The organism is Rhizobium sp. FY34, assembly GCF_005222845.1.
In the GTDB taxonomy this organism is placed as follows: domain Bacteria; phylum Pseudomonadota; class Alphaproteobacteria; order Rhizobiales; family Rhizobiaceae; genus Neorhizobium.
Map to the genome: position 1 here is coordinate 81358 of NZ_STFZ01000002.1, position 20636 is coordinate 101993.

General features: G+C 60.6%; 21 protein-coding genes and 1 tRNA gene. 18 read left to right on the top strand and 4 right to left on the bottom strand.

What is annotated here, in order from left to right:
• Positions 1-228: 228 nt before the first annotated feature.
• Both E8M77_RS01435 and E8M77_RS01440 read left to right on the top strand, forming a co-directional pair.
• Positions 229-933, top strand: a complete 705-nt coding sequence (locus E8M77_RS01435) for a DUF599 domain-containing protein (protein ID WP_137128834.1) — start codon at positions 229-231, stop codon at positions 931-933.
• Between the two features lie 8 nt (positions 934-941).
• On the top strand, positions 942-1931 hold the full coding sequence (locus E8M77_RS01440; RefSeq protein WP_137128835.1) for a DUF1624 domain-containing protein: 990 nt from the start codon (positions 942-944) through the stop codon (positions 1929-1931).
• A 12-nt stretch (positions 1932-1943) separates the two neighbouring features.
• Here the strand turns inward: E8M77_RS01440 and E8M77_RS01445 are convergent, their stop codons facing one another.
• Together E8M77_RS01445 and mgtE are read right to left on the bottom strand one after the other, a co-directional pair.
• Positions 1944-2330 carry a MerR family DNA-binding transcriptional regulator gene (locus E8M77_RS01445; protein WP_137128836.1) on the bottom strand — a complete coding sequence of 129 codons (387 nt, stop codon included), beginning with the start codon at positions 2328-2330 and terminating at the stop codon, positions 1944-1946.
• 106 nt (positions 2331-2436) lie between these two features.
• Complete coding sequence (mgtE, locus tag E8M77_RS01450; protein ID WP_137128837.1) at positions 2437-3852, bottom strand: magnesium transporter; 1416 nt, start codon at positions 3850-3852, stop codon at positions 2437-2439.
• A 236-nt stretch (positions 3853-4088) separates the two neighbouring features.
• On the opposite strand from mgtE, the gene E8M77_RS01455 reads away from it, so the two are divergent.
• The gene (locus E8M77_RS01455; protein WP_137128838.1) at positions 4089-4586 is read left to right on the top strand and encodes a peptide deformylase; all 498 of its coding nucleotides are present in this window, start codon (positions 4089-4091) and stop codon (positions 4584-4586) included.
• A 62-nt stretch (positions 4587-4648) separates the two neighbouring features.
• Positions 4649-5146 carry a BON domain-containing protein gene (locus tag E8M77_RS01460; protein WP_170975706.1) on the top strand — a complete coding sequence of 166 codons (498 nt, stop codon included), beginning with the start codon at positions 4649-4651 and terminating at the stop codon, positions 5144-5146.
• 9 nt (positions 5147-5155) lie between these two features.
• Here the strand turns inward: E8M77_RS01460 and E8M77_RS01465 are convergent, their stop codons facing one another.
• Positions 5156-5584 carry an OsmC family protein gene (locus E8M77_RS01465; RefSeq protein ID WP_137128840.1) on the bottom strand — a complete coding sequence of 143 codons (429 nt, stop codon included), beginning with the start codon at positions 5582-5584 and terminating at the stop codon, positions 5156-5158.
• 245 nt (positions 5585-5829) lie between these two features.
• Here E8M77_RS01465 and E8M77_RS01470 point away from each other — a divergent pair, with 245 nt between their 5' ends.
• The 8 genes from E8M77_RS01470 (at position 5830) to E8M77_RS01505 (ending at position 14633) form a co-directional block, all read left to right on the top strand.
• Entirely contained in the window at positions 5830-8154 is a 2325-nt protein-coding gene (locus E8M77_RS01470; protein ID WP_137128841.1) for a bifunctional salicylyl-CoA 5-hydroxylase/oxidoreductase, read from the top strand.
• A 9-nt stretch (positions 8155-8163) separates the two neighbouring features.
• Positions 8164-8961, top strand: a complete 798-nt coding sequence (locus tag E8M77_RS01475; protein WP_137128842.1) for an SDR family NAD(P)-dependent oxidoreductase — start codon at positions 8164-8166, stop codon at positions 8959-8961.
• A complete protein-coding gene (locus E8M77_RS01480) occupies positions 8958-9812 on the top strand; it encodes an enoyl-CoA hydratase family protein (RefSeq protein ID WP_137128843.1) in 855 nt (284 codons plus the stop codon). Before E8M77_RS01475 ends, E8M77_RS01480 begins: the two co-directional genes overlap by 4 nt.
• 2 nt (positions 9813-9814) lie before the next feature.
• Positions 9815-10990 carry an acyl-CoA dehydrogenase family protein gene (locus E8M77_RS01485; RefSeq protein ID WP_137128844.1) on the top strand — a complete coding sequence of 392 codons (1176 nt, stop codon included), beginning with the start codon at positions 9815-9817 and terminating at the stop codon, positions 10988-10990.
• A 20-nt stretch (positions 10991-11010) separates the two neighbouring features.
• Positions 11011-11406, top strand: a complete 396-nt coding sequence (locus E8M77_RS01490) for a RidA family protein (RefSeq protein WP_137128845.1) — start codon at positions 11011-11013, stop codon at positions 11404-11406.
• A gap of 34 nt (positions 11407-11440) precedes the next feature.
• Positions 11441-13411, top strand: a complete 1971-nt coding sequence (locus tag E8M77_RS01495) for a 3-hydroxyacyl-CoA dehydrogenase NAD-binding domain-containing protein (protein ID WP_137128846.1) — start codon at positions 11441-11443, stop codon at positions 13409-13411.
• Between the two features lie 77 nt (positions 13412-13488).
• Positions 13489-13743 carry a hypothetical protein gene (locus E8M77_RS01500; protein ID WP_137128847.1) on the top strand — a complete coding sequence of 85 codons (255 nt, stop codon included), beginning with the start codon at positions 13489-13491 and terminating at the stop codon, positions 13741-13743.
• An 89-nt stretch (positions 13744-13832) separates the two neighbouring features.
• Positions 13833-14633 carry an endonuclease/exonuclease/phosphatase family protein gene (locus tag E8M77_RS01505; protein WP_137128848.1) on the top strand — a complete coding sequence of 267 codons (801 nt, stop codon included), beginning with the start codon at positions 13833-13835 and terminating at the stop codon, positions 14631-14633.
• 78 nt (positions 14634-14711) lie between these two features.
• On the opposite strand, the gene E8M77_RS01510 is transcribed toward E8M77_RS01505, so the two are convergent.
• Positions 14712-14796: transfer RNA gene (locus E8M77_RS01510), tRNA-Leu, on the bottom strand.
• A 354-nt stretch (positions 14797-15150) separates the two neighbouring features.
• On the opposite strand from E8M77_RS01510, the gene lipB reads away from it, so the two are divergent.
• The 6 genes from lipB to E8M77_RS01540 all read left to right on the top strand — a co-directional run bounded on the left by lipB (position 15151) and on the right by E8M77_RS01540 (position 20622).
• Positions 15151-15873, top strand: a complete 723-nt coding sequence (gene lipB, locus E8M77_RS01515) for a lipoyl(octanoyl) transferase LipB (protein ID WP_137128849.1) — start codon at positions 15151-15153, stop codon at positions 15871-15873.
• An 87-nt stretch (positions 15874-15960) separates the two neighbouring features.
• Complete coding sequence (locus tag E8M77_RS01520; RefSeq protein WP_246659082.1) at positions 15961-16893, top strand: DMT family transporter; 933 nt, start codon at positions 15961-15963, stop codon at positions 16891-16893.
• A gap of 96 nt (positions 16894-16989) precedes the next feature.
• The gene (locus E8M77_RS01525) at positions 16990-18117 is read left to right on the top strand and encodes an S-(hydroxymethyl)glutathione dehydrogenase/class III alcohol dehydrogenase (RefSeq protein ID WP_137128850.1); all 1128 of its coding nucleotides are present in this window, start codon (positions 16990-16992) and stop codon (positions 18115-18117) included.
• 102 nt (positions 18118-18219) lie between these two features.
• Entirely contained in the window at positions 18220-19428 is a 1209-nt protein-coding gene (locus tag E8M77_RS01530) for a methyltransferase domain-containing protein (RefSeq protein ID WP_137128851.1), read from the top strand.
• A gap of 58 nt (positions 19429-19486) precedes the next feature.
• Positions 19487-19963 (top strand): YaiI/YqxD family protein, encoded by a 477-nt coding sequence (locus E8M77_RS01535; protein WP_137128852.1) that lies wholly within the window; start codon positions 19487-19489, stop codon positions 19961-19963.
• The gene (locus E8M77_RS01540; RefSeq protein WP_137128853.1) at positions 19960-20622 is read left to right on the top strand and encodes a DUF1345 domain-containing protein; all 663 of its coding nucleotides are present in this window, start codon (positions 19960-19962) and stop codon (positions 20620-20622) included. Before E8M77_RS01535 ends, E8M77_RS01540 begins: the two co-directional genes overlap by 4 nt.
• Positions 20623-20636 lie beyond the last annotated feature (14 nt).

Below are 20636 nucleotides of genomic sequence, written 5' to 3' on the forward strand. Positions count from 1 at the left end.
AATGCTGCGCACAGGCAATTAACTCTATATTAACGACGTTCACAGTTCGCAACTGCAAAATTGATGGGCAGCAATGCAGGCAGGCGTTTCGCACAGGCGTTCAAGGCATGCAAGCGGATCGGTTGGCCCATCAATGCATATGGTGAACGGCCGGAGGCTTGTCGGCGCCCGCGAACTGACGCATAGCAAGCTCGAACCGGTTGCCACGTAAAAGCACCACGGAGCCCCATGAGCACGCTCGACTATATCGCCCTTGCCTACTTTGCCTTTCTCTGGGTCAGTTATTCCTGGCTGACCAGCGGCGAGCCATTTCTCTCACGCCGCAGTCTGAACCAGGCCATGGCGGAGCATCGGCGCCGATGGATCTACAATTCGCTCAGCCGCGACCTGAAGATGATCGACACGCAGATCATGGCCGGTCTGCAGAACGGCACGGCATTTTTCGCATCGACGTCAATCTTCGCCATCGGCGGATGTTTTGCCCTGCTCGGCGCCACCGACCAGGTCGATGCCGTGTTCCGCGACCTCGCCTTCGTCAATTACAGCGGCCGCGCCGCCTTCGAGGCCAAGGTCGTCGGGCTGACAGCGCTGTTCGGCTATTCGTTTTTCAAGTTCGGCTGGTCCTATCGTCTGTTCAACTACTGCACCATCCTGTTTGGCAGCCTGCCGATGATGGGCGAGACGGCTCTAGACCGCGCCAGTGCCGAACGGACAGCGGAAAAAGTATTCCGCATGAATGTGATTGCAGCCCGCCACTTCAATGCCGGGCTTCGCACGATCTTTCTGTCGATCGGCTATCTGGGCTGGTTCATCGGCCCCACTATGTTCATGGCATCGACATCCTTCGTCATCATCGTGCTGCTGCGCCGCCAGTTCTTTTCCGAGGCCCGCAAAGCCCTGATGGAACAGGACGAAACCACCGGCAAACGATAGGAAAGCGCTTGTCTCCTTCCGATACCGCCTCCGGCCTGCCGCGCAGCCCCCGCATTCCGCTTATTGATACGGTGCGGGGCATCGCGCTCATTGCAATGGCCTCCTACCATTTCACCTGGGATCTCGAATTTTTCGGTTATCTCGAGCAGGGTACCGCGACGCAGGGCCTTTGGAAGATCTATGCGCGAACAATCGCCACCTCCTTCCTGTTTCTCGTCGGCGTGAGCCTTGTTCTGGCGCATGGCCGGCAGATCCGCTGGGCCTCTTTCGGCCGGCGGCTGGCCATGGTGGCCGGCGCTGCTCTCGCCATCAGCCTGGCCACATTCTTTTTCATGCCGCAGGAGTGGATCTTCTTCGGCATCCTGCATGCAATTACCGTTTCGAGCCTGCTGGCGCTGGCGTTTCTCAGGCTGCCGCCATTGGTCACCGGATTGATCGCGCTTGCGATTTTTGCACTGATGCTGCTCGACACCTGGATTGCGCCCGGCCTCATGGGCTTTCCGCTCTTCGACAGCCGCTGGCTTGCCTGGACAGGTCTTGCCGAAATACCGCCACGTTCGAACGACTTCGTGCCTCTGTTTCCGTGGTTTGCGGCAGTGCTTGCCGGCATAGCACTCGCGGGACTGGTGCGGGATCTCGGCGGTTTGGACGTGCTTTCGCGCCTGCAGACCCGACCCAATATCCTGACGAAAGCCGGCCAGCACAGCCTTATCTTCTACCTGATCCATCAGCCGATACTGATCGGGCTTCTCTACCTGTTTTCGCTGGTTTATCCGGCGCCAGCGCCGGATCCGGTTGCCGAGTACAATCGAAGCTGCACCGCGTCCTGCACGACGGAGGGAAACGAGGCCGGCATGTGCAGGCGTTTTTGCGGCTGTACTGCCGAAGGTCTTGTCGCTCAGTCGCTGCTTGAGCCGATGCGTCGCGGCGACATAGACCCAATGAGCGATGAGCGCGTGCTGAGCCTTGCCGCAGAGTGTTCGATGCGCAGCCGCTGAGCGACCGTCCGACTACGTCCCGACGCCGATTTCAGCCAGTCGCGTCAGGCAGGCTTCCTCGACATTGTCGAGTTCACTCAGCGTGTCGTCGATATCCTTGCGCTTCTGGCGCAGCTCATCGCGCTTTTCGTCAAGCCGCTTCATCAACAGCTTCAACTGGCCAAGCTCGCCCGGCGGTTCCTTGTAGACCTGGATGACTTCGCGGATCTCGGCAATGGTGAATCCGATCCGGCGTCCGCGCAGGATCTCCTGGATCAGTCGCCGATCGGCGGTGCGGAACAAGCGGGTGCGCCCACGCCGTTCCGGCTGGATCAGGCCCTCGTCTTCGTAAAAACGGAGCGTTCGGGTGGAAACCCCGAATTCGCGTGTCAGTTCGGTAATGGTATAATACTTGTTCACGCCCGCATCCCATATGAGCGTGCCAAATTAATTGACTTTTACGTACCAGTCAATTTTTGCGCCCCTTAAATGTCGCAAGCGTGTCGGTATAACGATAAATACGCCATCAACTGATGGCAAACCACCAGGTCGCCAGACCAAGGAAGGCAAAAAAGCCCGTCACATCGGTGACCGTGGTGACAAAGACCGCCGAGGCGACCGCCGGGTCCACGCCGACCTTGTCGAGGATCAGAGGGATGGTAATACCGGCCAGTGCTGCCGCCATCATGTTGATCAGCATCGCCGTTGCGATAATACCGCCGATATTCACATCCTGAAACCACAAACCGGCGACAACGCCGATCAGGACGCCGAACAGTGCGCCATTGAGCAAGCCCACCCCGGCTTCGCGCCGTATGATACGCGCGGCGTTGTGGATATCGATATCGCGGGTTGCAAGCGCGCGCACCGTCACCGTCATAGTCTGCGATGCTGCATTGCCGCCCATGCCGGCAACGATGGGCATCAGCACGGCAAGTGCAACGATCTGCTCGATCGTGGCCTCGAAAAGGGCAATCACGGTGGCAGCCAGAAAGGCGGTCAGCAGATTGACAAGTAGCCAGGGCACGCGCGAACGGGATGTGGCAAGCACCGTATCCGAAAGTTCTTCGTCACCGACGCCGCCAAGGCGCATGATGTCTTCTTCGGCCTCTTCCTGGATGACGTCCACCACGTCATCGATGGTGAGCACGCCGACGAGACGGCCATTGTCATCGACCACAGCTGCCGAGAGAAGGTCATATTGCTCGAAAAGCTGGGCCGCCTCCTCCTGGTCCATATCGGCCGGGATTGGGTAATTGGTTTCGCCCATGATGGCTTCGATCTTCACCTGGCGTTTGGTGCGCAGGATCTTGTCGAGTGCCACGATGCCCATCAGCTTGAAAGTGGGATCAATGACGAAGATTTCCGTGAAATTCTCCGGAAGGTCCTCTTCCTCGCGCATGTAGTCGATCGTCTGACCGACCGTCCAGAAGGGCGGCACCGCGACGAATTCCGTCTGCATGCGCCGGCCGGCGGAGCTTTCCGGATAATCAAGCGCACGGCGCAGGCGCACCCGTTCCGTAAACGGCAGTTGGGCCAGAATGTCGTCGCGGTCTTCCTGGTCGAGATCTTCCAGAATGTAGACGGCATCGTCCGAGTCAAGCTCGCCGATGGCTGCGGCGATCTGCTCGTTCGGCATCTGGTCGACGATTTCGAGACGGATCGCCTCGTCAACCTCGGTCAGTGCCGTCAGGTCGAACTCGTGGCCCAGCAGTTTGACGAGTGCCCGGCGCTGATCCGGCTGGATGGATTCCAGCAGATCGCCGAGTTCCGATTCGTGCAGATTGACGACATGATTGCGCAGGAACAGGATATCGCGATCAGCGACCGCCGCACCAACCAGCGCCAGAAATTCGGCGCGAATCGAGCCGTTGTCCGCATAGATGTCGTCCTGAGCGCCATCGGCAGGCGAACGCAGGCGGTCATCATCTATATTGCTCATGCATCGCCCTCGCCTTGCACCCGTGCGGCCACCAGCCTTTGCAAAGCCGTTCGGCAAGGCAAAAAGATGGCTGCGAAAACTGAATATCAACAATCGGATAGCACAGATGCCGAGAGATCACTGCGCATCTGCAAGAACCCTGCTAGACCAATATCGGGCGGCGGTCCACCCTTGCCGGTCGATCTGGCGCCCTTCAGAGCCAATCCCTTCCAGTTCGTACAGCAGAGGCCCTCGTCGTGACCGTCCGCCAGATCCTTTCCTATCCAGATCCCCGCCTGTCGCAGGCCTGCGAACCCGTGACAGAATTCGATGCGCAGCTTGCCAGCCTGTGCGAGGATCTCATCGACACGATGCGGGCCGCACATGGCATCGGCATCACCGCGGCCCATATCGGCGAGGCTCGGCGGGTATCCGTCATCCAGCTTGCAGGCAATGAACCGGTGCGCGTGCATATCAATCCGGTCATCCTCACGGTCTCGGCCGATCTCCAGCGCTTTACCGAGGGAAGCGTCTCCATGCCCGGCATGACCGAAACGGTGGAGCGGCCAGCAGCGATCCGTTTTCGCTACCAGGATTTGAGCGGCGTGCCCCATGAAGAGGGTGCCGAAGGCTTTCTCGCCACCTGTATCCAGCATGAGATCGACCAACTCGACGGCATCTTCTGGCTGAAGCAGCTTTCGCGCCTGAAGCGCGACCGGCTTGTGCGCAAATGGGAGAAACAGGCTTCTTTCTAAACAGGTCGAACCAACCGGCAGGCAAAACGTTGTGCGCGCAGCCAACCACTGGAGAGACCCACATGCCGGTCAAGAAAAACATCAACAATCTTCCGCGCGAAGAAGATTATCGCGATTATGACACCCGCAATATCGATGAGGGCTGGCCCTATGCGGACCAGGCCGGCGCAGGTTCCGATCCGATCGACAATTCAGCCTATGGCGATACCGACTCCAATTTCGACCTCGAGCGTAACAAAGGCTACAAGGTCGACAATGCCGACAAGAATGGACGGGAAGAACCTGTCCGTGATCGCGCCACCATCGCAGACCCGGACGTAATCGAAAGCGACGATCTGGAAGAGAGGGTGAGCGACGCCATCGAGGAACTCGATATCGTTGCCATGGAAACGCTCGACATTCGTGCCGACGGCACGACCGTCACCATCGAGGGTGAAGTCGATGACGACCAGACGGCGCGCAAGATCGTCGCCCGCGTCAGGCGCGTCAACGGCGTCAGCAAAGTGGTGAACGAACTGACGCTGCTTGGCATTGACAGCCTGATCCCCGACGAGGACTGAGGCCTACCCTCACATGGCTTCGGCGCTGACCTCGACATTCGGGGTCAGCGTCAGCGTATTGCTCACCGTGCAGAGATCCTTTGCCAGCTTGCGGATCGCCTCGCGCTCCTCGTCTGAATAGTCGCCGGCGATCTTGATAACAGCGGTAATGGTTTCCACGCGCGACAGCCCGTCATGGGCTTTTTCGCCCGTCACATGCGCCGTGACGCCCTCGAATCGTTCCACCATCTGCAGCTTGACCACCGCGCCCTTGACGCTGAGCACCAGGCAACTGGCAAGCGATGCATAGAGGAGATCGAGCGGGTTGAAGCCCGGTTCCGAGACGCTGGTAATCACATCCAGCATGCCGCCGGTCTCTGTCTTCAGGCTGGCATGGCCGCGCGCGGCCATCATGGCGGTCGCACCAGTCACACGCGTCTTCATTTTCAGTTCGACCATCTTTCTACCTCCAGCGTCGCACGCCCTTGGCGTACCGTCTCAGCAGGACAGCACATCTGCCTTAAGGAACAAATGATCCAGATGCTCAAACTGTTGCGGCCGCTTGCCGCAGCCGCGGTTCTTTGAGCACCAGACGAGCACCATAGACATTTTGTCCCTTGACGGGCAGCCGCCGGCGTCGCTATTTTAAACTTAAAATAAAAATCCGGAACAGTTCCTCGTCGTCAGCAAGGGAAGGAAGACTTATGCGTATCGTTTGCATTGGCGGAGGCCCGGCCGGCCTCTACTTCGCGCTTTTGATGAAGAAGCTTTACCCCTCGCACCACATTCGCGTGGTGGAGCGCAACAAGCCCTATGACACATTCGGCTGGGGCGTCGTGTTTTCCGATGCCACCATGGTCTCCATGCAGGCCTGGGATCCTGACAGTGCCGCGGAAATCCGCCAGGCCTTCAATCACTGGGATGATATCGAGGTTCTGTTCAAGGGCACCCGCCAGCGCACATCCGGCCATGGTTTTGTCGGCATTGGCCGCAAGAAGCTGTTGAACATTCTACAGCGCCGCTGCGAGACGCTCGGTGTCGAGCTGATCTTCGAGGCCGATGTCGACAGTGACCTGGATTTCCCCGATGCCGACCTGATCATTGCAGCAGATGGGGTCAATTCCCGCATCCGCCAGAAATATGCCGATATCTTCGAGCCGGATATGGTGATCCGTCCAAACCGCTATATCTGGCTTGGCACGAACAAGCTTTTCGACGCTTTCACCTTCGATTTCCGCAGGACAGATCACGGCTGGTTCCAGGCGCATATCTATAAGTTCGACGAAAACACCTCGACCTTCATTATCGAGACGACGGAAGAGGCCTATCAGGCCCATAAGCTTGGCGAGCTTGACCAGCAGGGCTCCATCGATTTTTGCCAGGACCTGTTTTCCGAGGTGCTGGAAGGTTCACCTCTGATGACCAATGCGCGCCATCTGCGCGGCTCGTCCTGGCTGAATTTCCAGCGGCTGATCTGCGGTAAGTGGAGCCATTTCAACGGCCAGAGCCATGTCGTGCTGATGGGCGATGCCGCGCATACGGCGCATTTCGCTATCGGTTCGGGCACGAAGCTTGCCATCGACGATGCAATCGAACTGGCCAACCAGTTCCAGAAGATCGGCCACGACAAGGTAAGCATCCCGGCGGTGCTGGATGTCTATGAAGAGATCCGCCGCGTCGATGTCGCGCGCATCCAGAATGCTGCCCGCAATGCCATGGAATGGTTCGAAGTGGTGGGCACCCGCTATGCCGATACCCTGCCGCCGGAACAGTTCATGTATTCCATGCTGACGCGCTCACAGCGCATCAGCCACGAAAACCTGCGTCTGCGCGACAAGACCTGGCTGGAGGGCTATGAGCGCTGGTTTGCCGAACAATCCGGCCTGACGGCGGGTAAGGACGGTGCGGTTCCGCCACCGATGTTCACGCCCTATACGGTGCGCGACGTGACACTTCCAAACCGTATCATCATGTCGCCAATGGCTATGTATTCGGCCAAAGACGGCTTGTTCGATGATTTTCACCTGGTGCATCTGGGTGCCCGCGCTCTGGGTGGCGCAGGCCTCGTGTTTGCCGAAATGACCTGCGTTTCGCCCGACGCCCGCATTACCCCCGGATGCCTTGGCCTGTGGAGCGATGAGCAGATCCCCGGCTGGAAGCGCTTTGTCGATTTCGTGCATACCAATAGTGCCGCCAAGGTGGGGATACAGCTCGGTCATGCGGGCCGCAAGGGAGCCACCAAGCTTGCCTGGGAGGGCGCCGACCAGCCATTGGAAGAGGGTGCATGGCCACTTCTTTCGGCCTCCGCCCTGCCCTATCTGAAAAACAGCACCGTCCCGAAAGCCATGGACCGCGCCGACATGGACCGGGTGAAAGCCGATTTCGTTTCCGCCACGCGGCGCGCTGCCGCAACCGGTGCCGACTGGCTGGAATTCCATGCAGCCCACGGCTATCTGCTGTCCGCCTTCCTGTCGCCGCTGACCAACCGGCGCGAGGACGAATATGGCGGCAGCCATGCGAACCGGGCACGCTATCCGCTTGAAGTGTTTGCAGCTGTTCGCGCGAACTGGCCTGACGATAAGCCGATATCGGTGCGCCTCTCCTGCCATGACTGGTTTGAGGGCGGCAATAGGCCCGAGGATGCGGCGATCTTTGCCTCCATGTTCAAGGACGCCGGCGCCGACGTGATCGACTGCTCGTCCGGCCAGGTGTGGAAGGAAGAGCAGCCCGTCTATGGGCGTCTGTTCCAGACGCCGTTTTCCGACAAGATCCGCAACGAAGTGGGCATTCCAACGATTGCGGTGGGGGCGATTTCCGAAGCCGACCACGCCAATTCGATCATTTCCGCCGGCCGTGCCGATCTCTGTGCCGTGGCGCGTCCGCATCTGGCAGATCCGGCCTGGGTGCTGCATGAGGCTGCAAAAATCGGGCTGACGTCCGTGCCATGGCCCAAGCAGTATTATTCCGGCAAGCGGCAGTATGAAACCAATCTTGCCCGTGCGGCACTGACCGCACCTGTGGCCAAGTAGGAGACGGATATGGCGAACACGTCCCGGCAGGCTCTGCACGGCCGCCATGCGCTTGTCACCGGTGCCGGATCCGGCATCGGTGCTGCCATCGCATCGGCACTTGTCGAGGCAGGGGCGCATGTGACGCTTGCCGGCCGCCGGGCCGCACCGCTTGACGAGCTTGCGGACAGACTTGGTGCGCAACAATGCCTGGCGCTTCCAGGCTTTGACGTGACCGATCCTTCCGCCATTGCCACTGGTCTCGGCAGGGCGCGCTCCGCCTTTGGTCCTATCGAAATCCTCGTCAACAATGCCGGTGAAGCACCGACGGCTTCGTTTGAGAAAACGACGCTGGAGATGTGGAACCATGTAATGGCGGTGGACCTGACCGGAGTGTTTTCGGTGACCCAGGCCGTTCTGGCCGATCTGAAAGCCAAGGGTGACGGCGCGCGCATCATCACCATCGCCTCCACCGCAGGCCTTACCGGCTATGCCTATGTCAGCGCCTATTGCGCGGCAAAGCACGGCATTATCGGGCTGACGCGATCTCTGGCGCTGGAACTTGCGAAAACCGGCGTCACCGTCAATGCCGTGTGTCCGGGCTTTACCGATACGCCGCTGGTGGCCCGCTCGCTCGACACGATCATGCAAAAGACCGGACGCAGCCAGGCCGAGGCGCTGCAGGAACTGACAAAGCACAATCCGCAAGGGCGGCTGGTGACGCCGGAGGAGGTCGCAGATACGGTTCTGTGGCTGGCGTCGCCCTCTGCCCGATCAATCACAGGACAGGCGATCGCGGTCGCCGGTGGGGAGGTATTTTCCGGATGATCGACACCAAAGAGCCATCCATGGCATCGCACCTGAAACCCTTGAAGGACTACCAGGCGCAGCATTTCCTTTTCGAGGTAAGCGCGAATGGGCGGGTTGCCACCATACGCCTCAACCGGCCAGAGCGTAAGAACCCGCTGACCTTCGAGAGCTATGCCGAGTTGCGCGACCTGTTTCGCAATCTCGCCTCAGCATCCGATGTGCGCGCCGTGGTTCTGACCGGTGCCGGCGGTAATTTCTCCTCCGGCGGCGATGTGTTCGAGATCATCGAACCGCTGACAAAGATGGCCATGCCGGATCTTCTGGCATTCACGCGCATGACCGGCGATCTGGTGAAGGCCATGCGCAAGTGCCCGCAGCCGATCATTGCCGCCGTCGATGGTATCTGCGCCGGCGCTGGTGCCATTCTGGCCATGGCATCCGATCTGCGGCTGGCAACGCCCGAGGCAAAGACCGCCTTTCTCTTCACCCGCGTTGGTCTTGCCGGCGCAGACATGGGCGCCTGCGGCCTTCTTCCGCGTATCATCGGCCAGGGCCGTGCCGCTGAACTTCTGTTGACCGGCCGCGCCATGAGCGCGACGGAAGGTCATGCCTGGGGCTTCTACAATGGCCTGCATTCACCCGAAACGCTGGAGGCTGAAGCGCTGGCGCTCGCCCATTCGCTGGCCGATGGCCCGTGGTTTGCCCATACGATGACCAAGACCATGCTGAACCAGGAATGGGCCATGGGCATTGAGGAACTGATCGAAGCGGAAGCCCAGGCGCAGGCGATTTGCATGGGAACTCAGGATTTCCGGCGTGCCTTTGAAGCCTTTGCCGCAAAGCGCAAGCCGATCTTCGAGGGCAATTGACCATGGCCGCCCTCACCCCGCCGGGCCTTCCCAGCCGCGAGCATCTCGACTGGCCGTTCTTTGATGCAAGCCATAGACTGCTGACCGATAAACTCGATGCCTTTGCGGGCTCCGGCGCCCTCACCTCTATCGACCATCGGGATACGGACAGCGTGTGCCGCGCGCTGGTATCGGCGCTCGGACAGGCTGGATTGCTGGATGCGGCAACCGGTTCCGGCGGACGCGAGGCCATCGACAGCCGCTCTGTCTGCCTGACGCGCGAAACGCTCGCCTATCACGACGGGCTTGCCGATTTCGCCTTTGCCATGCAAGGGCTCGGCACCGGTGCCATCGGCCTGTCCGGTTCGGATGAGCTGAAGCGGGCGATATTGCCGAAGGCGCAAAGCGGCACCTGGATTTCGGCCTTTGCCCTTTCGGAAAAAGAGGCCGGTTCGGATGTCGCCGCGATGGCCTGCGCGGCACGGCGCGACGGCAACCATTTCGTTCTCGACGGGAGCAAGACCTGGATTTCCAATGGCGGCATTGCCGATGTCTATACGGTATTTGCCCGCACCGGCGAGGCGCCCGGCACACGCGGCATTTCCGCCTTCGTGGTGTTTGCCGATGATCCGGGTTTTTCCATCGAGGAACGCATCGATGTGATGGCCCCGCATCCGCTGGCGACCATCCGCTTCGACAATTGCCGCATTCCCGCCGATCGCCTGCTTGGTGCCCCCGGCGAAGGCTTCAAGATCGCCATGCGCACGCTCGATATCTTTCGTGCCTCGGTGGCGGCAGCAGCGCTCGGCTTTGCCCGCCGGGCACTGGACGAGGCGCTGTCTTATGCAAAAGCGCGGCCGATGTTTGGCGCAAGGCTTGCCGATCTGCAATTGACCCAGGCCGCTTTCGGCGACATGGCAACCGATATCGATGCCGGCGCTCTCTTGACCTACCGCGCCGCCTGGCGCCGCGATGTGCAGGGCCTGCCCACCACCAAGGAAGCCGCCATGGCCAAGATGACCGCGACCGAAAACGCCCAGCGGGTGATCGATCGGGCGGTGCAGATGTTTGGCGGACGCGGCGTCCAGGTGGGCGAAATCACCGAAAAACTCTACCGCGAGATCCGGGCGTTGCGCATCTATGAGGGTGCGACCGAAGTCCAGAAACTCATCATCGCCCGCGAACTCCTGAAGACCTGACAGACCGGAGATTTCACCCCATGCACACCATTCTGCAGCCCGAAGGCTGGGCCAAACCGATCGGTTATGCCAACGGCATCGCAGCCACAGGCCGCCAGGTCTATGTCGGCGGTCAGATCGGCTGGAACGGCCAATGCCAGTTCGAAAGCGACGACCTCGTCGATCAGGCACGCCAGACGCTGGAAAACATCGTCGCGGTTCTGGCAGAGGCCGGTGCCCGCCCCGAGCACATTACGACGATGACCTGGTATTTTGTCGACAAGGCCGAATATCTCGCCAATCTGAAGGGCATAGGCCAGGCCTATCGTGAGGTGATTGGTCGGCATTACCCGGCCATGGCCGCCGTGCAGGTGGTGGCGCTGATGGAAGATCGGGCAAAGATCGAGATCCAGGCGATAGCCGTCATTCCCGAGTGACGACAGGCCGAGAGCATCACACAAGGATAGAACCATGCCGCCCTTCACCTTTTCCGCCACGGTTTCCGGTCAGGTGACTAAGGGCGTGCTCATCGTTACGCTCGACAATCCGCCGGTCAATGCCGCCTCTGCCGATCTGCGTGCCGGACTGATGGCAGCCCTTGCCCACAGCACGGCAACCGCATCGATTTCAGGCATCGTCATCACGGCGGCGGGAAAGACATTCATCGGTGGCGCCGATATCCGCGAATTCGGCAAGCCGCCGGTCGATCCGATCCTTCCAGACGTGATTGCCGCCGTGGAAGCACATGAGAAGCCCGTGATCGCCGCGCTGAATGGCGCAGCACTCGGCGGCGGGCTGGAAGTGGCGCTCGCCTGCCATCACCGCGTGGCGCTGTCCTCTGCTACAGTCGCCCTGCCGGAGGTGAAACTCGGCCTGGTGCCGGGTGCCGGCGGCACGCAGCGTCTGCCGCGCCTGATCGGCGCTTTGCCCGCACTCGACCTGATCAGCAGCGGCCGCACAATCAAGACTATCGAGGCAAAATCCCTCGGTTTGATCGATGAGGTTGTCGAGGCCGATCTCGTCATGACGGCCTGCGCCACGGCGCGGGCGCTGGCCGGCCAGTCTCTCAAGCGCACAGGCATGCTTTCGCCGCCCGCCTTCGATGAGGCGGTCTTTGCCGAAGCCAGCGACAAGATCCTTGCCAAGGCGCGCGGCCAGAAAGCTCCAGCCGAGATCATCCGCCTGGTGCGGCTTGCCGGCGAAACCCCGCTTGCCGAAGGTCTTGCAGAGGAGCGCAGCAGTTTTATCGCTTTGCGCGACGGCCCGCAAAGCAAGGCGCTGCGTCATGTGTTCTTTGCCGAACGCGAGGCGGGCAAGGTGGCAGGACTTGAAGGCATCGCCCCACGCCCGGTCGAAACCATCGCCATTGCGGGCCTTGGCCTGATGGGAAGCGGCATAGCCATGGCCGCCCTTGGCGCCGGCTACAGGGTAATCGGGCTCGACCGGACGCCGGAGGCCGCAGACGGTGGGCGCGCACGCATTCTGGCACTGATCGACAAGTCGGTGTCCAGCGGCAGGCTGGATCGCGATGCCGCCGACGCACAGATCGCAAACCTTTCGGTGACTGCCAGTGATGCCGATCTCGCCCCGGCAGATCTGGTGATCGAGGCGGTGTTCGATGATCTGGCCGTCAAGATCGACCTTTTCCAGCGGTTGGACACAGTGCTGCGCCCGGATGCGATTCTCGCCACCAATACCAGCTATCTGAACCCCGACGAGATTGCTGCGGCGACCGCGCATCCGGAGCGGGTTCTCGGCCTGCATTTCTTTTCGCCAGCGCATGTCATGCGGCTTCTGGAAGTGGTGCGCTGCGAAAAAACCGCGCCGGACGTACTGGCGACCGGTTTTGCGCTGGCCAGGCGCCTGAAGAAACTGGCCGTGGCCACCGGCGTGACCGAAGGCTTTATCGGCAACCGGATTTTTTCCGCCTATCGTCGCGAAGCGGAATATCTCATCGAGGACGGCGCTCTGCCGCACGAGATCGATCAGGCGCTGGAGGCCTATGGCTTTCCGATGGGCCTGTTTGCCGTCTATGACATGGCAGGCCTCGAAATTGCCTGGGCACGCCGCAAGCGCCAGGCCACAAGCCGTGATCCGGCGGAACGCTATGTCGAGATCGCCGATCGCCTCTGCGAGGCGCAGCGATTCGGCCAGAAGGCCGGTCGCGGCTGGTATCGCTATGACAGTGGCAAACGCGCGGCCGATCCCGAGGTCACCGCCATCATAGAGGCCTGCCGGGCCGCAAAGGGCATTGTGCCGCGCTCCTTCACGCAGAGCGAGATCATCGCGCGCATGCTTGCCGCCATGGCAGCCGAAGGCCGGGCGCTGCTTGCCGAAGGCATTGCGGCGCGCGCCAGCGATGTGGATCTGGTGATGATCAACGGCTATGGTTTCCCCGCCCATAGAGGCGGCCCGATGTTTGCGGCAGATCTCTCCGGCTGAGGAAACCAAAGCGGCCGGCTGGACGTTTTGACGCGACGCACCATGTCCGGTCGTGCGGGATGCAGGAGATATGCGCCATGAACACGTTTTTGCCACTCAGTCTTGTCGGCCTGCTTGCGCTGTCCGGCTGCAACGCGTCCGGCACGTTCTACGAACCCTTCCCGGAAAGCCTCACCTATGGTGGGCGCTCGCCTATCGTTTCGGCACCGGTTGGCAGTTCCTTCAGCCGCGAAGTGCGCGATGAGTTCGGTGCCCGTTATGAGGAACTCTACGAGGTGCAGCCCGACCAGACTGTGCGCATCGTGACGCGCTTCCGGCGGTCTATTCCGTAAGGACTGGCATCTATTGGGCGACCATTTGCAATTTCGGTGCTTGCGGGGCAGCCTGTCCTGATGGACAGCGACTGCGAGGACGGGCGTTCATGAAGATTTTCTCTCTCAATGCATGGGGCGGTAAGCTCCATGCCCCGCTGCTTACATATTTGCAGCAGGTAGACCCGGATATTTTGTGTCTTCAGGAAGTGGTGCACACGCCGCATGCGCAGAAGGAATGGCTGACCTATCGCGATGGTGATCATGTCCTGCCCCAGCGTGCGCAATTGTTCCGCGAACTATGCGAGGCACTGCCGGAGCATGCAGGGTTCTTTTCGCCCAATGCCGAAGGCGTGCTTTTTGATGGCGAGACTGCTCTTCCCTCGCAGTTCGGCCTTGCCACCTTCGTGCGCCAGGAGATACCCATCATCGCGCAGGCCGTGGGCTTCGTGCATGGCGGCTTTTCGCCAAAGGGTTACGGAGAGCATCCGCGGCCGCGTAACGCGCATGTCCTTCGTGTTTTCGACCGGGCGCAGGACCGGACCCTGACGATTGCCCATATGCATGGACTGCGCGACCTGCGCGGAAAGATGGATACGCCGCAGCGCCAACAGCAGGCCAGGCGATTTGCAGACCTGATAGGGTCAGTGGCCGAGCCGGCGGATGTGCTGGTTGCCTGCGGCGATTTCAATGTCGAACCGCGCAGCGCAACCTTCGACATCCTGGGCGAACTGGGCATGACCGATCTTGTCACCACGCGCGGTTTTCAAAGCACGCGGACTTCCCACTACACCAAGCCCGGCCGATTTGCCGATTACATGCTGGTCAATGAGGCCGGTCTTCACTGCGAATTCGAGGTTGTCAGCGATCCGGAAGTCTCCGATCACTGCCCGCTGCTTCTGTGTATCTGAGCGTAATCCGGCTTTGCTGACCGACGCTGGCCAACCCATTGCCAGACAACAAAAAACCCGGCTTGCGCCGGGTTCTTTTGGTGCGGTCGAGAAGACTCGAACTTCCACGGGTTGCCCCACAGCGACCTCAACGCTGCGCGTCTACCAATTCCGCCACGACCGCATCGTGGTAGATGCCGGTTTGTTGCCGGCGAGGGAGCATCTAGCAAAGGGATTTCCCTGACGCAAGTGCGCCGTGACAGTTTTTTGAAAGATAAAATGTGTTGAAGAAATCCTATATAGGGAAAGCCCTGATTTGCGGGCTTTGTGCCTGTGGATAGTAATACCAAGTCTCGATGATAGGAACCTATGGCGTGGGACCGGAGACGTTCATCCGGCAAGGAGCATACCGGAGAGCGATGCTTTTGGCATCGGTCGAGGATTGCGACATAGCCGGAAATCAAAATCGCTCCGGCGCAATAGGTTCGTATCATCGAGATTTGGTATAAAATGCCTTCCGTCACCCAAGAGAAATGACATGCTAGAGCGCACCGATCTCAATCTTTCCATGCACCCGCTGGACGGTTCGCCGCCCGTGCGCTGGCGGATCTCCGATTCCCCCGTGCCCTATGAAGAAGCACTTGCCGTGATGGAAAGCGAAGTGGCCGCGATTGCAGAGGGCACGGCTCAGGAGCTTGTCTGGCTTTTGGAGCACCCTCCGCTCTACACCGCCGGCACGAGTGCTGATGCGAGCGACCTGATCCAGCCCGACCGATTCCCGGTATTTTCCACGGGCCGGGGCGGTGAATATACCTATCATGGACCCGGCCAGCGGGTTGCCTATGTAATGCTGGATCTCAAGCGCCGCCGCCAGGATGTGCGCGCCTATGTGGCAGCGCTTGAGGAAGTCATCATCCGCTGTCTCGGCTCCATGAATGTGCGTGGCGAACGGCGCGAGGATCGCGTCGGGGTCTGGGTGCGTCGCCCGGAAAAGGCCCCACTGCCGGATGGCACGATGGCCGAGGACAAGATTGCAGCGCTCGGCATCCGTCTGCGCCGCTGGGTCAGCTTCCATGGGCTGTCGATCAATGTCGATCCGAATCTCACGCATTTTTCCGGCATCGTGCCCTGCGGCATCTCAGCCTATGGCGTCACAAGCCTTGAGGATCTTGGTATGCTGGTGATGATGCAGGATGTCGATATCCGGCTGCGCGATGCCTTCGAGGAAGTGTTCGGGCAAACCGAAATCGAAGGCCGGTGAGGGCCAGGCGTACCGCCACTCGTCAGGCACGCCTTGTGCAACCACCCTTGCCTGTGGTTGAACGGACCTCCACAGAAAGCATCAAACATGTCCTCATCCTTCGGACCCTCACCCGCTGCCTCGACCGACAGTTCCGTGAAGGGCATGGCACTGATGGCGGGTTGCATGGTCGTGCTGCCGATGATGGACGCGATTGCCAAATACATGGCGACGTTTGAGACCATGTCGCCCGGCCAGGTGACCTTCTACCGCTTTCTCGTGCAACTGGTGGTGCTGGCGCCGCTGTTCTTCTGGACGGTCGGCAGTTTTTCCAAGGTTCGCCGCCCCTGGATGAACATGCTGCGCGGCGCGCTGCATGCCAGCGCCAGCCTGATGTTCTTTACTGCCGTCAAATACATGCCGCTCGCGGATGTCTTTGCCATCTATTTCGTAGAGCCCTTCATGCTGACGATCATGTCGGCGCTGTTTTTGGGCGACAAGGTCGGCTGGCGGCGGTGGCTTGCCATTCTTGTGGGCTTCGGCGGGGCGATGATCGTTATCCAGCCGAGCTTCGAGATTTTTGGCTGGACCTCGCTTCTGCCTATCGCCTGCGCCTTTCTGTTCACGCTCTACCTCTTTCTCAACCGGGCGCTGGGCGATGCCGATTCGCCGCTCACCATGCAGATGATGTCAGGCGTTGGCGGCACGGCGCTGATGGCGGTCGTACTGGTTGCCGGACACATGGCCGGTATGACGGATTTCGAAATGTCGCTACCGGCCTCTTCGCTGGGTATCGTGCTGCTGCTGATCCTCGGCTCGCTGTCCGGCTATGTGCATCTGCTGGTGGTACGGGCCTTCCGCATGGCCTCGGTGTCGCTTCTGGCGCCTTTCCAGTATTTCGAGATCATTTCGGCCACCGTGCTCGGCTACCTGCTGTTTTCCGATTTCCCCACGCCGTCCAAATGGTTGGGCATTGCCATCATCGTGGCATCCGGCCTTTTCATCATCTGGCGCGAGCGGGTGCGCAGCCGCATGGCCTGATGCCGGCCTGATGCCAGCCCATGCCGCTTTGAGGGTTGAGCCGAGCAAGCTCGCGTGCCACAAAGTTCAGGAATCAGAGATATAGGGAGATAGACCATGGATGTTCGCGCCGCCGTTGCCGTTCAGGCCGGAAAACCGCTCGAAATCATGACCGTACAGCTGGAAGGCCCACGCGCCGGAGAAGTGCTGATCGAGGTGAAGGCCACCGGCATCTGCCACACGGATGATTTCACGCTCTCAGGCGCCGATCCGGAAGGTCTGTTTCCGGCAATCCTCGGCCATGAGGGTGCCGGTATCGTCGTGGATGTCGGTCCGGGCGTCACCTCGGTGAAAAAAGGGGACCATGTCATTCCGCTCTACACGCCGGAATGCCGCGAATGCTATTCCTGCCTTTCGCGCAAGACGAACCTCTGCACCGCCATCCGCTCGACGCAAGGCCAGGGCCTGATGCCGGATGGCACATCGCGCTTTTCCATCGGCAAGGACAAGATCCACCACTATATGGGCTGCTCCACCTTCGCCAATTACACGGTGCTGCCGGAAATTGCGTTGGCCAAGGTCAACCCCGACGCCCCGTTTGACAAGATCTGCTATATCGGCTGCGGCGTCACCACCGGCATCGGCGCCGTCATCAATACGGCAAAGGTCGAAATCGGCTCGACGGCCATCGTTTTTGGTCTCGGCGGCATTGGCCTCAACGTTATCCAGGGCCTGCGGCTTGCCGGTGCCGACATGATCATCGGCGTCGATCTCAACAACGACAAGAAGGAATGGGGCGAACGCTTCGGCATGACGCATTTCGTCAACCCGAAGGAAGTCGGCGAGGATATCGTACCCTATCTCGTCAACCTGACGAAGCGCGGCAATGACCATATCGGCGGCGCCGACTACACTTTCGACTGCACCGGCAATACCAAGGTCATGCGCCAGGCGCTGGAAGCCTCGCATCGCGGCTGGGGCAAGTCGGTGGTCATTGGCGTTGCCGGCGCCGGCCAGGAAATCTCCACCCGTCCCTTCCAGCTTGTCACCGGCCGTTCCTGGATGGGCACGGCATTCGGTGGCGCGCGTGGCCGCACCGACGTGCCGAAAATCGTCGACTGGTATATGGATGGCAAGATCATCATCGATCCGATGATCACCCACACCATGCCGCTCGAGGATATCAACAAGGGTTTCGAGCTGATGCATTCGGGAGAAAGCATCCGCTCTGTTGTGCTCTACTAAACGAGCGCGTATTGCCATCATAGAGATTGAAGGACGCCGCACGGCGTCCCTTTGCCGCCCGGCAATCGCCACCACAGGGCCGGGCGATCATCAGGAGCATGCATGGCGGAGCGGATCGTATCAGGCGCGGTGAGAGCCGATGGACAGGTGCTAGAGGGCCAGGGCTTTCACGTCAGCCGCAAGACGGCCGGCAGCTATCTCATCCTCTTTCAACCACCGCTGTCGGCCATCGAAAACGGCATGGCTCAGCTAATCGATACCCGCCATGCCGGCCTGCTGAAGGCGGCGGTTTCCTCCGTGGACGGGTTGCATGCGGCGATCACCGTGACCGATGCGGCAAACGCAATGCGTGACTGTGCCTTCTCCTTCGTCTTTACCGGCCAAAACCATGAGGACAGGATGTCCTTGCCGCGAGTTCATCCGCTCGATCCGACAGGAGTCATTGCGGATCCGGCGATCGGCAGCCCCGCCCCGCCCGTCGTTTCGCTGCGCAGGTCCCATGAGACCGCGCAGGCTCCGGACAGTGGCGAAGATCTGTCGCCTCTCGCCCAGCTGAAGCGTCTGAAGGAAACAATGCAGCAGGTGCTGCGGCCATTGCAGCGGGAAAACCGCATGCTGAAATCGCGGCTTGAGATCACCGCGCGCCAGACGAATGGCGGACGCCGGATCGTGCCGGCCGCCGATGCCTTTCCGCAGATTGAGGCCGGCCCGCTCCTGACCCTTCTTCTGCGCCAGCACCGTTTTCAAAGCGTGCTTGATCTGGGCCAACCCGACCTGCAGCGGCTGGCGCTGCTGGCTGCGGACGGTCGGCAGGTGACAGGTGTGGTAACATCTGCCGTTGCGTCACTGCCCACACCCAACGTGACGCTGCGCCAGCACGCACCCGTTGATCCTGAGACGCCCTTCGACTGCGTGATCGCCATCGACCTTCTGCAAAGACAGGTTGATCCACAGGCCTTCCTGCGCCGCGCCCACGGCATGCTGGCCGAAGGCGGCGTGCTGGCGCTCAGTGTCCCCGCCATGCGCTATCCGCTCGTCACCGGCGACCTCAGCATCTGGAGCGGCGGCCTGCTGCTCTATCATCTGGTTCTGTCCGGTTTTGACTGCCGCAATGTCAAGATGTTGACGCAAGGCGAACAGATTTTCCTGGTGCTGGTGAAAACGAGCATCGAGCCTGCCCCGCTTGGCGTACCGCTTCCGTTGCCAGAGACGATGCGGGTGCACCTGCCGCATGGGCTGGAATTTGTCGAGACGCCGGATGGTGGCCTTGCCTTCGATGGCGATCTTCCCGCGATCGGCTGGACGATCTGATGGAACACATCCGCGCCAAGACCGATGGCCAGACTGTCTTTCGCCAGGAGAATGACCGATGATCTATGTGGATGCCGATGCCTGCCCGGTGAAACCGGAGATCCTGAAAGTCGCCGAACGGCATGGGCTGGAAGTGACCTTCGTTGCCAATTCGGGCCTGCGCCCCTCGCGCGATCCGATGGTGAAGAATGTCATCGTCTCTGGTGCCTTTGATGCCGCCGATGACTGGATCGCTGAACGGGCCGGCGTCGGCGATGTGGTGATTACCGCCGATGTGCCACTTGCTGTGCGCTGCGTGGCGGCCGGCGCGCAGGTGACCGGCCCGACAGGCCGCGTCTTCGACCAGACCAATATCGGCATGGCAAGCGCCATGCGCGATCTGGGACAGCATCTGCGCGAGACCGGCGAAAGCAAGGGCTATAACGCAGCCTTCTCGCCCCGCGACCGCTCGTCCTTCCTGTCCACGCTCGATACGCTCTGCCGCCGCGCCAAGGCCATCATGGCCGCCGCAAGCCAGGCCGGAAGCACGCCATGACAGAGATATCGCACAGCTGGCGCCATCGGCGTTACAGCGCATTTTATGCGGCAAGCCTTGGCGGGCTGGGTTCCCTGCCCTTGCTGCTGCTGCTCATCCCGCATCTGGCGATCGAGCTCTCGGCCATCCTGTTCTTCCTGATCTATCTCGGCATGATCGCGCGGCGTGTGCCCCACCTTACCGTCAACCGCCTGAAGACAAGCCGCGAGCGCGACGATGCGCCAGCCTATACGATCCTTCTCGTCACCATGCTGGCGGTGGTGGCCGCCATTGGTGCGCTGTTCAATGCGCTCAATCGCGCCAATGATCCGAGCCTGTTTGAAGTGGCACTGGCCTTTGCCTCGGTCATCGGAGGCTGGCTGACCATCCACACAATGTTTGCCATGCATTATGCCCATCACTTCTGGCGCCGTGCAGCAGATAGCGCAGGCAAGCTGCAGATCCAGGCAGGGCTTGCCTTTCCCGAAACGCCGGAACCATCCGGCTTTGACTTTCTGTATTTCTCGCTGGTGATCGGCATGACGGCGCAAACCTCGGATGTCACCATCACCACCACGGCCATGCGACGCATCAATCTCACCCATGCGCTCCTGGCCTTTTTCTTCAATACCGTGCTCGTTGCCGCAGCAGTCAATGCCGTCGTGTCGCTTGCCGGCTGAGCCTCGTTCAAAAA